This window comes from Thermostichus sp. MS-CIW-36 (assembly GCF_054059035.1).
The window spans coordinates 36,012-48,254 of sequence record NZ_JBSSBR010000023.1 but is presented as its reverse complement, the minus strand read 5'-3'; the positions used below and the strand labels follow the sequence as shown (position 1 = coordinate 48,254).

Sequence of the window (12,243 nt, the reverse complement as noted above, 5' to 3'; positions counted from 1 at the left end):
AACGCGGTCGCGTCAGCGTCGCGTAGTGACAACGGAAACGGACAGAATGCTATCGCTTCACCGCTGAGCAGTAATGCTCAGCAGTGTTCAGCGTAGATGTATCAGGAACTCCAGCGCCACTCTCATGGGATCCCTTGCAGAGCTGAGCCGATCAGCATGGAAAAATGGGCATTATCCGGATCCCGGCAGTTGGGATCCGTCGCTATCTATCGAGTTAAGGCAGAGTCATTATGAGTATGGTATGTTAGGTTTGGTTTACATTTGCACTTTACCGCAAGGAGCGTTGATTGATGTCTCAGGAAGGATGCCTGCGAGTGGGGCAGCCCGCTCCCGATTTTTCCGCCACCGCCGTCTATGACATGGAATTCAAGACGGTGAAGCTCTCCGACTACAGGGGTAAGAAGTATGTGGTGTTGTTTTTCTACCCCTTGGACTTCACCTTTGTCTGCCCAACGGAGATCACGGCCTTCAGCGACCGCTATGACGACTTTGCCAAGCTGGATACCGAGATCCTGGGCGTCTCGGTGGACAGCGAATACTCTCACTTGGCCTGGATTCAAACCGACCGCAAGGCTGGAGGGGTGGGTGAGCTGAGGTATCCTCTGGTCTCTGACCTGAAAAAGGAGATCAGCGCTGCCTACAATGTCCTGGATCCGGAAGCGGGTGTGGCGCTGCGCGGCCTGTTCATCATCGACAAAGAAGGGATCATCCAGCACGCCACCATTAACAACCTGGCCTTTGGCCGCAGTGTGGATGAAACCTTGCGCACCCTGCAAGCTATCCAATACGTGCAATCTCACCCCGATGAAGTTTGCCCGGCCAACTGGCAGCCCGGCCAGAAAACCATGCACCCCGACCCAGTGAAATCCAAGGAGTTCTTCGCGGCGATTGCCAAGTAGGTTGGCCCAGATCCTGCCTCAGGGATCCCGGGCTTTTTCGGGTATGGCTCCAGCCCCGGGTGGGCTGGGGCTTTTCTTCGCCAGGGGCAGCCCGACTCTTCCCAAAAGGGACAAGCAACAGCAGAGGGGCTGGGGGTGAGGGCCGTCGGCAACCGCTCCAGAACCAGGTGCCCGCGAACAAATAAAGATCCCCTGAATTGACCAGGGGATCCGACAAGACAAGGGCCGCTGGACTTAGTCCCAGGGTTTCCCGCCGGTGAACTTGTAGGTAATCGGCTCCTTGTTTTTGCCGATGTTGCGATCCACTTTGCCGACGGGCTCACGGCCTTCGTTGACCTTCTCGGGAAAGACGCCGTCTTTGGGATGCACCAACACAGGCTCCCCCCCCGCGGGAATGCGGAAGATCTGGTAGTCGTTGATCTTGTAGTCGGATCTCAACTGGGCACCCAGCGCCAAACACTGCTCTTTGCGGGCAAAGGTGAGAAAGTTTTTGCCTTCCACCATTTCGGCAGCGCCGCCGGTGGGCATTTCAAACACCTGCCCCGGCTTGCCCGTCCAGGTGATGACGTATTTTTCTTCGGTTTCGGCTGCGCTCAACAGCCCCCCGGTGGATCCCCCAAATAGAGGCAGCTTTGCTCCCTGACGAGGATCGCCTTCCATCACAGCCATAGTCTACCTTTCTCAACTCGTTGTGGTTTGCGGTGGTTTGCCTTGTCCAAACCGCGGTTTGCGGCGCGAAGCACTTTGAATCTACCACTGACTCGATTTTTGGCCCCAGTTCCGCCTGGGAACTGTAATCTTTCGTAGCAGACTGGCTGGCCCTCAGACGGATCCCTGGGCGCCCTGTAGGCCACCATAGAACAAGCCGGAGACCCACAGCTTTCTGGAAAAGGAACAGCGCCCATGGCCCAGTGGTCCCTCCATCCCAGCTCGCAATCCAATGCCAGGGTCATTCTCATTCCCACCGCCTTTGGCCACGATACTCAGGCTCCGATGGCCATTCTCAATGCCGGTTCGGAGCTGTGTGCCTTCGAGCCGAGGTTGGGGATCGATGTGGATAAGCTGGCGGTGGCGCAGTTGCCGGGGCTGGTGGATGAGCCTCCCTACGGCATGTGTGAGGCGGCGGTGACTCAAGCTTGGAGACGACAACAATGGCCGGTGCTGTTGCCCTCAGTCTTGGCCGCCAGTTGGGGGGCCATTCGTGCCCTTTGGAAACACCACCCAACCCTGAGCGTGGTGCATTGCAGCGCTCATGCCAATCTGATGCCGCCGCCGGAGATGAGCCAGCCGGATCAAGATACGAGCTATGGCAGTGCTGCCTGGGTGGAGTTGCTCTATCAGCACAAGCTGCCGGTGATCCATGTGGGGTTGCGCAGCGGCAGTGCGCGCGCCTACGCATGGCTGAAAGCCCACCACAGCCCAATATTCTGGGCCCAAGATGGCTGGGATCCCGAGCAGGTGGTGGCCTCTTTGCCGGATCAACCGGTGTTTTTGGTGGTGGACTGCAGTGTGTTGGATCCTTCCTTAGCGCCCGCCGTGCATAACCCAGAGCCAGGGGGGGTGAGTTGGTTCCAACTGTTGCAGACCTGTGAGGCCATCTTTGCTGCTCGTCCTGTGGTTGGCCTTTCACTGGGAGGGGTGGCGGTGGGATCCGCAACGCGGCAAACCGCTCGTGTGGTGGCCCGCCTGCTCAATTGGTTGCTGGCCTGCTATGCCCTCCACCCCCTGAAGGTGACCGCTCAACCGCAACCTGTCCAGACGGTTTAAGCTGCTCAAAGATGAATGCCTGAATATCTGGAAATGGTTGCATGAACCTGATACATTCACGCTGAACTCTCCTGAACATGGTTCAGGAAAGAAGCGATCGCATCCTGCCTATCTCTGAGCAGGAAGGCGGTATCCCGCAAAGCCCTGAGGAATACCCCCCGAGCGCTTTCCCCCTTCACTTCCCGGCAACCGTTGCGGTGGACTCAAGGATCAGGGGGAAACTTGGTCTACTATATCCCTCTCAATGACTTTTGCCAAACCGCCTAAAGCTCAGTAAATTCAGCAAAGTTCAGGGTTTTGGGGGTTAGAGGCATGCTCTATCGCCGAATAATCTTCCCGCGGCTGTTGGATTTAGCTCTCTCGGGGGAAGGGATGGAGCGCTATCGGCGGCAGCTTCTGGCCCATGTGCAGGGATCCGTTCTGGAGATTGGTTTTGGCACCGGCCTCAACCTACCCTGCTACCCAGAGCACATTCGCAAGATCACAGGGGTAGATCCCAATCCCGGCATGGGATCCCTGGCTCGTCGGCGCATTGCCTCTTCTCCCATCGCCGTTGATTGGCAGGTGGCGGATGCCCAGAAACTGCCTTTTCCAAGCCAGAGTTTTGATAGCGTGGTCAGCACCTGGACATTGTGCAGCATTCCCAATGTGGCCAAGGCTTTAGGGGAAATCCGGCGGGTGTTGCGAGCAGGGGGAAAGCTGTTTTTTCTCGAACACGGCCTCAGCGAGGATCCCCAGGTGCAAAGATGGCAAAATCGTCTCAACCCTATACAAAAGGTAATCGCAGATGGCTGCAACCTCAACCGAGATATGGCCCGGTTGATCCAGGGAGCGGGGTTTCGGTTTGAGCAACTGGAGCGGTTTTATATGCCTGACCAGCCGAGATTCATTGGCTACACCTATCAAGGCATAGCGCTTCCCGCCGCGGAAGGAAACTTCCAGTTCTAGAAGACTTGAGCAGCCACCAATTTTCCAACAGCTCTCTACCTGTTCGCCTTTCTAATCACACAGTCTAATCACACAGTTGCAGACGGGATTGCGGCTGCCGCATGGCCGGGTCGATCTCGTAGGTCAGCTCAAAGTTGATCACCCGCCAGCGCTGAGGGGATCCACCCCTATCCTCTGGGATTTGGGAGCTGAAGCTGACGGGCAAGCCATAGAGGCGAGGTGGGCCAGGACGACGGTGGGATCCCTGCTCCAGATAAGGGGTGAGCAGCTGGCGGTAGCGCTCGGCCACGATCACCTGAGTGGCTCGCATTCCTTGCATGCGCAGCCGATCCAATTCTTCATGAATCTCAAAACGGATCCCATCGGCGTGGGTGTGCTGACGAAACCAGCGACCTTCCCAAAAGCGCCAGCGCCGTCCGGATTGCAGGTGTACCAGCTCCTCTTGTTCAGCATCCGCCTCAAATGCACCATGGCGAGGGCAGAGGTAGGTATCGGTCAGGGTGAGGGCCGCAATCGTTTGCCGACAGTGGGGGCACTGAATGCTGGGGCCGAAGATCGGGTAGGAAAAGGCAACAGTCATAGGAAACCCCACAAAACGCGGCTGGATATCTGGGCAAATCCGCAGTTGTCCACATTATAGATGTTGCCTTTTGGGGATCCCCATGACAAAACCGGAGGAGATCTTCTAAATTAGGAGGTAGGGGGGATGCGCTCGAAGTCTGTACTGATTCTGGGCGAGCCTCAAGGAGCTCCGCGATAGCAACGGGGAGTGGGTGGTACCCACTTCTTTGCTTTTTGAGGGGGCTTACTGTCCCCTTTGCCAGCTCCGGCTCAAAGGGGTTTGGATCTGGCGGCAACACCCGGTTGGTGACGAGTAGGTTATGGTTCACCCTCTTATTCCACAGTTGGAGAGCTTGGCCCGTCCCTTGGCCGCTCAACTGGGATACCAGTTGGTGCAGATGGTTTTCCACACCAACCAGCATCCGCCAGTTCTGCGGGTGGATATTCGTCCACTGGATCCCGACCGAGAAACCAGCCATGCCGATTGCGAAGCCATGAGCCAAGCCTTAGAAGTCGAGCTGGATCGGGTGGATCTGATCCCCGGCCAGTACGTGTTGGAGGTGTCCAGCCCTGGCATTAGCAACCTTCTCACCAGCGATCGCGACTTTGTGGTTTTCAAGGGATTCGCGGTGGAGGTGACCTTGGATCCGCCCTACAAGGGCAAAGCCGTCTGGTCAGGACACCTGCTGGGTCGGGATGAGGAGAGGGTTGCCTTATCTCTCAAGGGGCGGCGAGTCCAGTTGCCCCGCGCTTCGGTGCAGCGGGTTGCCCTCTCATCGGAAACTGACTAGGAGACCGGAGATAGAGAGAGCGTTTGACCGCAGGTGGTGCGGCCCTCCCTTCGCATCAGAGATGCGGGTTCAGTTCCCGCTGTGGAGCAATAGCAACAGCAAGTTTCACGAAGTTTGTGCAGGAGGACAGTGGTTATGGCGATGGTGCCTCTGCCGGGTTTGGCGGAAATGGTGGAGATGATCTCGCGGGAGCGCAACTTGCCCCGCCATGTGGTCACCGATGCCCTGCGAGAGGCGCTGCTCAAGGGCTACGAACGCTACCGCAAAACCATCCAGCGAGATGTGGTCTTTGCAGAAGACCACTTCCGCAATTTCGATGTGGAGTTGGATGTGGAGGCAGGAGGCTTTCGCGTTTTGGCCACCAAAGCCATCGTTGAGCAGGTACAGGATCCGGATCACGAGATCTCTCTGTACGACGTGCAGCAGGATTACCCAGAAGCCGAAGTAGGCTGGGAAGTCACAGATGATGTCACCCCACAACAGGCGGAATTTGGCCGCATGGCGGCCATCCAAACCAAGCAGGTGCTGGCGCAAAAGTTACGGGATCAGCAGCGCCGTCTGATTCAGGAAGAGTTCCGCGATCTGGAAAAAACCGTACTGCAGGCACGGGTGCTGCGCACCGAGCGGCAGACGGTGATCATGTCGGTATCCAGCGGTTTCGGACAACCTGAGGTGGAAGCAGAACTGCCCAAGAAGGAACAGCTGGCCAGCGATCGCTACACTCCCAACGCGGTGATGAAGGTCTATCTCAAGAAAGTCTATGAGGGATCCCGGCGGGGGCCACAGCTTTTGGTTTCCCGGGCCGATGCTGGCTTGGTGGTGAACCTGTTTGCCAACGAGGTGCCAGAAATTGAAGAGGATATCGTGCGGATTGTGGCAGTGGCGCGGGAGGCCAACCCCCCTTCCCGAAATGTGGGGCCACGTACCAAGATTGCGGTCGATACGGTGGAGCGGGACGTGGATCCAGTGGGGGCCTGTATTGGCGCGAGGGGATCCCGGATTCAGGCGGTGGTAGCGGAGCTGCGCAACGAGAAAATCGATGTCATCCGCTGGTCGCCGGATCCTGCCACCTACATTGCCAACGCCCTCAGCCCGGCCAAGGTGGTGGAGGTGCGGCTAGTGGATCCGGAAATCCAGCAAGCTCATGTGTTGGTCAACAGCGACCAGCTCAGTTTGGCCATTGGCAAAGAGGGGCAAAATGTGCGCCTGGCAGCCCGCCTCACCGGTTGGAAAATTGACATCAAGGAAGTGGAGAGCTACCGCGCAGCGCTGGAGGAAGCCCAAGCCCAAGGGCTGCCCTATCCCTTCATCACTCCGGCGGCACTGGAGCGCTTCCAGCGGCGGGCAGAGCGGGCTGCTTTGGGCCTAGAGGATGAGGAATACGAAGAAAAGCGCCGCCTGGAGGAAGAGGAGCTGGCGGGAGACGAGAGGCTGGAAGAAGACTGGGCTGACGAAGAGGAGGACTTCGACTACGACGCCGAGTTCGACATTGCCCAGCCGAAGGGGTAATGATATACGCTCTACCCTCACTTTGCCCGTACACTTTGCTCGTAGAGGGCGGCTTCTGCCGGAAGTCTGGGCTTTGGAATGAGTTTTGCTGCAGGGGATCGCGGTTGCACCGAGACCGCAATGGCGCATGTGGGGTTTTCCTGCCTGCTTGGGCAGAACTGCCCTGTTCCGGCAATCTGCATTGGTGAAAGATGCTAGCTTTTGTTAGCATGCAGGAGCCAAAAAAGTTCGGCAGGCAAATCAAAACTCTTCCGAGCCAGAACCCAAACCTCAATCCAACACAGCGGGATCCCTTGGCTAGTTCAGAGTTTGCCCTGGAGCAGTTGCTCTTTGCCCCGGCCACGCCTGACCCCGACGCAGTGCGGGTAATCTACGCCTTCCCCAACACCTACGCAGTGGGGATCACCAGCCTGGGCTATCAAGTCATCTGGAGTCTGCTGGCCAGCCGCCGAGATGTGGCCGTCTCCCGCCTCTTTACGGATCTGGCTGAACCCCTGCCCCGGGAGCCGGAGCTGTTCGGCTTTTCCCTATCCTGGGAGCTGGATTATGTCCATATCCTGGCTCTGCTGGAACGGCACGGGATCCCTCCCAGATCTGAGGAGCGGGAAGAAGCCCACCCCTTGGTCTTTGGCGGCGGCCCGGTACTGACAGCCAACCCTGAGCCCTTTGCCGAGTTTTTTGACCTGATCTTGTTGGGGGATGGGGAAGGTCTTCTGGAGAAGATGATCGAGGTCTATCGGGAGGTGCGCCAGGGATCCCGGGCTGAGAAATTGCAGGCGCTAGCGCAGGTGCCAGGGATCTATGTGCCCGGCTTGTACGAACCCCAATACCGGGAGCCCGACGGCCCGGTGGAGAAGGTGCTCCCCAAAGTGGCCGGGATCCCTAGCTCCATTCGCAAACACACCTTCCGCGGCAACACCCTCTCGGTTTCCACAGTAGTCACCCCCAAAGCGGCCTGGGAGAGCATCTACATGGTGGAGGTGGTGCGCAGCTGCCCGGAGATGTGTCGGTTTTGCCTGGCCAGCTACCTAACGTTGCCTTTCCGGGTGGCGGATGTGGAGGGGCATTTGATCCCGGCGGTAGAGCGGGGGCTGCAGGTTACCCAGCGGATTGGGTTGCTGGGGGCTTCGGTAACCCAACACCCGCAATTCGAGCAGTTGCTGGAGCACTTGGCCCAGGATCGCTTCGAGCAGGTGCGTCTCAGTTTGGCCTCGGTGCGCACCGCTACCGTAACCCCACGTCTGGCGCAGGTACTCTCCCGCCGGGGCAGCCAGTCCATTACGGTGGCCATCGAAAGTGGCTCAGAACAACTGCGCCAGATCATCAACAAGAAGTTAAGCAACCCGGAAATCTTGGCAGCAGCAGCCCACGCCCAGGCTGGAGGTCTGAAGGGCATCAAGTTCTACGGCATGGTAGGGATCCCGGCGGAAACCCAGGCAGATCTGGAGGCCACAGTAGCCCTTTTCCAAGAGCTCAAAAAAGCGGCTCCCGGCCTGCGCCTAACGCTGGGTTGCAGCACCTTTGTGCCCAAAGCCCACACTCCTTTTCAGTGGCACGGGGTGGATCCCAAAGCCGAGAAAAAACTGCAGTTTTTCCAGAAACACCTGCGTCCCTTGGGGGTGGAGTTGCGCCCGGAAAGCTATAGCTGGTCGGTGATCCAAGCCCTCATCTCGCGAGGGGATCGGCGGGTGGGAAAAGTCTTGCAGTTGGCGCGGGACTTTGGCGAATCTTTGGGGAGCTACCGGCGGGCTTTCAAAGAGCTTAAAGGGCAACTGCCGCCCCTAGACTACTACGTGCACAGCCACTGGGATCCAGCGGATCCCTTGCCTTGGCAACACATCGAAGGGCCCCTCACCCTGGAGCGACTGTTGCAACATCGCCAGGAAGCTCTTTCTGTTCGTATCTCTTGAAAATACCTATTTGGGTTGTTTGCAAGCTGCGATGCTGCTGGCAATAATCGCCTCGGTTTCGGCCAAGCCTTTCCAGCCCAAGATCTGGGTTTCTTTCTTTTCCAGGCGCTTGTAGGTGGCGAAAAACTCCGCGATCTCATCCAGGCGGTGCTGGGCGATGTCTTCCAGCTTGGTCACCGAAGCATAGCGGGGATCCTTAGCAGGCACACACAGCAGCTTCTCATCGGGATCCCCGCCATCGATCATCTGCAACATGCCCAAGGGTCGCACCGTGACCACACACCCTGGGAAAGTGGGCTGATCCATGATCACCAAGCCATCCAAGGGATCCCCATCCCCGGCCAGCGTATTGGGCACAAAGCCGTAGTCGTAAGGGTACTGCACCGAGGAATAGAGCACCCGATCCAGCGCCATCGCTGCCATGTCTTTGTCGAACTCATACTTGTTTTTGCTGCCGCCGGGAATCTCAATCAAGATGTTGAGCAGGCCGGGCTTGGGTTGGGCAGGGATCCGCGACAGGTCGATCACAGCAAGCACCCTCGGATTGGGAATAGACAGCCAGAGGGTATTCTGACATACTCCTTGCCCCAAAGGACAGAGACTCTTGACACTTGCCGGGAACAGGCGGGACGAAACCCTTAGCCGCCTTCACATTGCTTCACATTATTTTCTCCACGTCTGGCTTAGCGTCGCATCTTCCTCGACGAGATGGGAGACTGGGTTTTCTCTCCACCTTTCCCTCAGCAGGCCCAGAGCCGCCTGGAAGGATAGGGTTCCGGATCCGGCTTCCTTGATTGGCTCAGACATACTCCCCGGGCAAGATTCGAACTTGCGACCAATCGGTTAACAGCCGACCGCTCTACCGCTGAGCTACCGAGGATCAAGCGTTTCTCATCATAGGGGAAAAAAGGACTGCTAGGCAACTGCCGATGAGGGGTTCTGGTTTGGCCTTGGGATCCCTGTTCAGTGGAGCGGGCTTGATTTTGCTCAATTGCTCGCCTTTCTCAGGTCTATCTGACGGATCCAGGGGACAAACCCTGAAAACGCCCTCGTCAACCGAACGGAAGCCATTACAATGGTTACGGACATTTGCCAGCGCCCCTCATGGACTTCGGAGTCGGATTTCTCTCCAACAACGTCATGCTGCCGATCCTGGATTTTTTCTATGGGATCGTGCCCAGCTATGGACTGGCCATTATCTTCCTGACGTTGGTGATCCGCTTTGCCCTCTACCCGCTCAATGTGGGATCCATCCGCAACATGCGGCGCATGAAGGTGATCAGCCCGGTGATGCAGCGGCGGATGCGAGAACTCCAGGAGAAATACCGAGACGACCCGCAAAAGCTTCGGGAAGCCCAGGCCAAGCTTTACAGCGAGCTGGGGGCCAATCCCTTGGGGGGCTGCCTGCCACTGCTCATTCAAATGCCAGTGCTGTTTGCCCTGTTTGCCACCCTGCGGGGATCCCCTTTTGCGGCAGTAACCTACGATGTCAACTTGCAGATCCTGCCGGCGGAAATGGCGGCTGAAGTGGTGCCCGCCCCCTACGTCAGCCCCAGCAAGAACATTTTTGTCACCGACTCTCTTCACAAGCCGGTGGTGCTGGTGGAACCCAAAGGCACCAAGGTTGCCGTTGGGGAGGAGGTGCAATTTCTGCTTCAAGGGCCGGGGGGCAAGCCTTTTGAGCAATTGGTGGCCGAAGCGGGTGGGGATCCCAATCTGTTACAGCCCACCTGGAAGATCACCAAAGGGGAAGATCGTGCCCAGATAAAGCCGGATGGCACCTTGCTGGCTCTGCAGCCGGGGGATGTGACCGTGCAGGTGTCCATTCCCGGTTTGGCCTCTGACACCGGCTTTCTGTTCATCGACAAGTTGGGCCGTGTGGGGGCCTTCGACGAGGATGGCACCATCCACTGGGATATCATCGCCATGATCGTCATCTTTGGGGTGTCCATTTACCTGAACCAGTACCTAACCAATGCCGGACAGGATACGGGCAAAGAGGATCCCAGCCAAAGTTCCATGGCTCGGATCACCCCTGTGCTGTTCTCGGCGATGTTCCTGTTCTTCCCTCTGCCGGCAGGGGTTTTGCTCTACATCCTTGTCTCTAATATCTTCCAAACGGTGCAGACTTTCCTGCTCTCGCGGGAGCCGTTGCCGGAGAACTTACAGCAGTTGGTGGAAGAGGAGCGCCGTCGGGCCGCCCAGGCGATCACTGTGGAGGCCAAGGAAGTGGAAAAATCGACCAAGCCCAGAGCAGCCAAGGAGGGACGGGAATCCTTGCCCTTTGAGCCCTAGGGGATCCTCGCTGTTGGGGTGGACTTGTGGTGGAGTGTTGATACCTGATACATTTACGCTGAACACTGCTGAACATCACTGTTCAACTATGCAGCGATAGCATTCTGTTTGTTTCCATTCGCGTTAGCGGGACGGAGTCCAAACAGAATGGCGGTATCCCGCAAAGCTTTGAGTAGAATACCCAAAGCGCAGTTTCCGTGTCGTCTTACTACCAATTTTCTGCTTTGCTTTGGCTACCATGTTGGCAGACTCGAAAGTAAACAGAAAGATCAACTGGTAGTAATCCGTACTGAACATATTATACATTATTTTCAGTATAGTTGAGCTTATTATTGACTAGAGTCATGCTCTTCAAAGTTGGAAGCTGCCCAGGATGAGCCGTCCTAAGTCTTCTACGGGATCTGCTGCTAGGAAATCTGAGGGAACCGTTGCCCCTTCGCCAAACAAGTCCACCTTTGCGGCCAATCAAGAGCGAGCCAGGCAGTGGTTACAGCAGGTGCTGGCGGCTATGGGGATCCCGGCGGTGGTGCGGGTGGTGGGGGAGGTGCTGGAAATTGAGGCAGACTCTTTGACCCCAGCTCAGAAGCGGCTGCTGTTGGCGAAAGCCCCCCCCTTGCCCTCTCCATCTTCCAGAGATTCCCCTCAAGAGGAGGATCGCTCCCCCGTGGTGCTGGATGCGTTGCAGTACCTGGCCAACACCCTTCTCAACCTGAACCGGCCGGAAGACCAGCAGCAGCCCTACATTTTGGATTTGGACGGCTATCGGCAGCGGCGTTTGCAGGAGCTGAAGGTTTTGGTTGCCGCTGCTGTGGAAAAGGTGAGGGCCACTGGCCGGGAATACGAGTTTCCCGATCTCTCGGCTGCCGAGCGTCGGCAAATTCATACTCTCTTGAATGACCCTGCCTATGCCGATCTGGAAACTTTCAGCCGTGGCAAAGAGCCTGACCGGCGCTTGGTTATCCGTCGGGCAGCTTCCCCATCTTGAGAGTGGGCAGAGGGCTGGGAACAAGTTGGCCCTCTTGCTACGGTGACGACAGGGATCCCTGCTACCCAAAACGCGTGAAGGGGGGTGCCATGCTGAGGCCAATTCGTCTATCGGATCTGCGGCAGATGCCCGGTCAAACCCAAGAATTGCAGTTTAGGCAGTTTTTTTCGGGCTTTGAGAGTTTGACCCCTGTGGAGGGATCCCTGGAAGTCAGCCATCGGGGCCATTTTCTCGAAGTGAGTGCTGAAGCTCGTACCATTGTCACCCTCACCTGCCACCGCTGCCTACAGCAGTTCAACCACCGGCTGCACCTGGAAGTTGAGGAGATCATTTTGATTCGGGATCCCGAACCTCTCCCCTTGGAGCTGGAATTGCAAGACGAAGAAGATCTGCTGGAGAGCCTGCCCCCCAATGGTGAGCTGGATGTCGAAGACTGGATGTACCAGCACCTGCATTTGGAGATGCCCCGCCAGTTGCCCTGCCGTCCCGATTGTCCGGGCATTGCGGTGGAAGCTACAGCACCAACGGCGGATCCCCGCTGGGCAGCCCTAGCTTCTCTCCTGGAAGACTCTCCCTAG

The 12,243-nt window shown here is 57.4% G+C and carries 12 protein-coding genes and 1 tRNA gene; 9 read left to right on the top strand and 4 right to left on the bottom strand.

Annotated features, from left to right (window positions below; genetic code table 11):
* Positions 1-290 precede the first annotated feature (290 nt).
* The gene (locus ACVWVQ_RS10485; protein ID WP_011433828.1) at positions 291-899 is read left to right on the top strand and encodes a peroxiredoxin; all 609 of its coding nucleotides are present in this window, start codon (positions 291-293) and stop codon (positions 897-899) included.
* 234 nt (positions 900-1,133) lie between these two features.
* Here ACVWVQ_RS10485 and ACVWVQ_RS10480 read toward each other — a convergent pair whose 3' ends face one another.
* Entirely contained in the window at positions 1,134-1,559 is a 426-nt protein-coding gene (locus ACVWVQ_RS10480; RefSeq protein WP_011433827.1) for a photosystem I reaction center subunit II PsaD, read from the bottom strand.
* Positions 1,560-1,802: 243 nt separating this feature from the next.
* Here ACVWVQ_RS10480 and ACVWVQ_RS10475 point away from each other — a divergent pair, with 243 nt between their 5' ends.
* Positions 1,803-2,666 (top strand): arginase family protein, encoded by an 864-nt coding sequence (locus ACVWVQ_RS10475; protein ID WP_457508345.1) that lies wholly within the window; start codon positions 1,803-1,805, stop codon positions 2,664-2,666.
* A 312-nt stretch (positions 2,667-2,978) separates the two neighbouring features.
* Positions 2,979-3,614, top strand: coding sequence for a class I SAM-dependent methyltransferase (locus tag ACVWVQ_RS10470; RefSeq protein ID WP_457508343.1), 636 nt, complete (start codon positions 2,979-2,981; stop codon positions 3,612-3,614).
* Between the two features lie 64 nt (positions 3,615-3,678).
* Here the strand turns inward: ACVWVQ_RS10470 and ACVWVQ_RS10465 are convergent, their stop codons facing one another.
* Positions 3,679-4,194 carry a TIGR02652 family protein gene (locus ACVWVQ_RS10465; RefSeq protein WP_011433824.1) on the bottom strand — a complete coding sequence of 172 codons (516 nt, stop codon included), beginning with the start codon at positions 4,192-4,194 and terminating at the stop codon, positions 3,679-3,681.
* Positions 4,195-4,495: 301 nt separating this feature from the next.
* Between ACVWVQ_RS10465 and rimP the strand changes: the two genes are divergently transcribed.
* From rimP to ACVWVQ_RS10450, 3 genes are all read left to right on the top strand, one after another.
* Entirely contained in the window at positions 4,496-4,966 is a 471-nt protein-coding gene (rimP, locus tag ACVWVQ_RS10460; RefSeq protein WP_011433822.1) for a ribosome maturation factor RimP, read from the top strand.
* 135 nt (positions 4,967-5,101) lie between these two features.
* Positions 5,102-6,475 (top strand): transcription termination factor NusA, encoded by a 1,374-nt coding sequence (nusA, locus tag ACVWVQ_RS10455; protein ID WP_414523088.1) that lies wholly within the window; start codon positions 5,102-5,104, stop codon positions 6,473-6,475.
* 293 nt (positions 6,476-6,768) lie between these two features.
* Entirely contained in the window at positions 6,769-8,385 is a 1,617-nt protein-coding gene (locus ACVWVQ_RS10450) for a B12-binding domain-containing radical SAM protein (protein WP_457508341.1), read from the top strand.
* Between the two features lie 6 nt (positions 8,386-8,391).
* Here ACVWVQ_RS10450 and ACVWVQ_RS10445 read toward each other — a convergent pair whose 3' ends face one another.
* Together ACVWVQ_RS10445 and ACVWVQ_RS10440 are read right to left on the bottom strand one after the other, a co-directional pair.
* Positions 8,392-8,910 carry an inorganic diphosphatase gene (locus tag ACVWVQ_RS10445; RefSeq protein WP_414357478.1) on the bottom strand — a complete coding sequence of 173 codons (519 nt, stop codon included), beginning with the start codon at positions 8,908-8,910 and terminating at the stop codon, positions 8,392-8,394.
* Positions 8,911-9,193: 283 nt separating this feature from the next.
* Positions 9,194-9,265 (bottom strand) — tRNA-Asn (locus ACVWVQ_RS10440).
* Between the two features lie 224 nt (positions 9,266-9,489).
* On the opposite strand from ACVWVQ_RS10440, the gene yidC reads away from it, so the two are divergent.
* The 3 genes from yidC to ACVWVQ_RS10425 all read left to right on the top strand — a co-directional run bounded on the left by yidC (position 9,490) and on the right by ACVWVQ_RS10425 (position 12,243).
* Positions 9,490-10,680, top strand: coding sequence for a membrane protein insertase YidC (yidC, locus tag ACVWVQ_RS10435; RefSeq protein WP_414350552.1), 1,191 nt, complete (start codon positions 9,490-9,492; stop codon positions 10,678-10,680).
* 373 nt (positions 10,681-11,053) lie between these two features.
* Positions 11,054-11,665, top strand: coding sequence for a Jag family protein (locus ACVWVQ_RS10430; protein ID WP_457508338.1), 612 nt, complete (start codon positions 11,054-11,056; stop codon positions 11,663-11,665).
* 89 nt (positions 11,666-11,754) lie between these two features.
* Complete coding sequence (locus ACVWVQ_RS10425; RefSeq protein ID WP_414381600.1) at positions 11,755-12,243, top strand: YceD family protein; 489 nt, start codon at positions 11,755-11,757, stop codon at positions 12,241-12,243.

Bases quoted from the DNA above. Each gene is read 5' to 3' on its own strand.
- ACVWVQ_RS10485 (WP_011433828.1), top strand. From the start codon at position 291: ATGTCTCAGGAAGGATGCCTGCGAGTGGGGCAGCCCGCTCCCGATTTT.
- ACVWVQ_RS10480 (WP_011433827.1), bottom strand. From the start codon at position 1,559: ATGGAAGGCGATCCTCGTCAGGGAGCAAAGCTGCCTCTATTTGGGGGA.
- ACVWVQ_RS10475 (WP_457508345.1), top strand. From the start codon at position 1,803: ATGGCCCAGTGGTCCCTCCATCCCAGCTCGCAATCCAATGCCAGGGTC.
- ACVWVQ_RS10470 (WP_457508343.1), top strand. From the start codon at position 2,979: ATGCTCTATCGCCGAATAATCTTCCCGCGGCTGTTGGATTTAGCTCTC.
- ACVWVQ_RS10465 (WP_011433824.1), bottom strand. From the start codon at position 4,194: ATGACTGTTGCCTTTTCCTACCCGATCTTCGGCCCCAGCATTCAGTGC.
- rimP (WP_011433822.1), top strand. From the start codon at position 4,496: ATGGTTCACCCTCTTATTCCACAGTTGGAGAGCTTGGCCCGTCCCTTG.
- nusA (WP_414523088.1), top strand. From the start codon at position 5,102: ATGGCGATGGTGCCTCTGCCGGGTTTGGCGGAAATGGTGGAGATGATC.
- yidC (WP_414350552.1), top strand. From the start codon at position 9,490: ATGGACTTCGGAGTCGGATTTCTCTCCAACAACGTCATGCTGCCGATC.
- ACVWVQ_RS10430 (WP_457508338.1), top strand. From the start codon at position 11,054: ATGAGCCGTCCTAAGTCTTCTACGGGATCTGCTGCTAGGAAATCTGAG.
- ACVWVQ_RS10425 (WP_414381600.1), top strand. From the start codon at position 11,755: ATGCTGAGGCCAATTCGTCTATCGGATCTGCGGCAGATGCCCGGTCAA.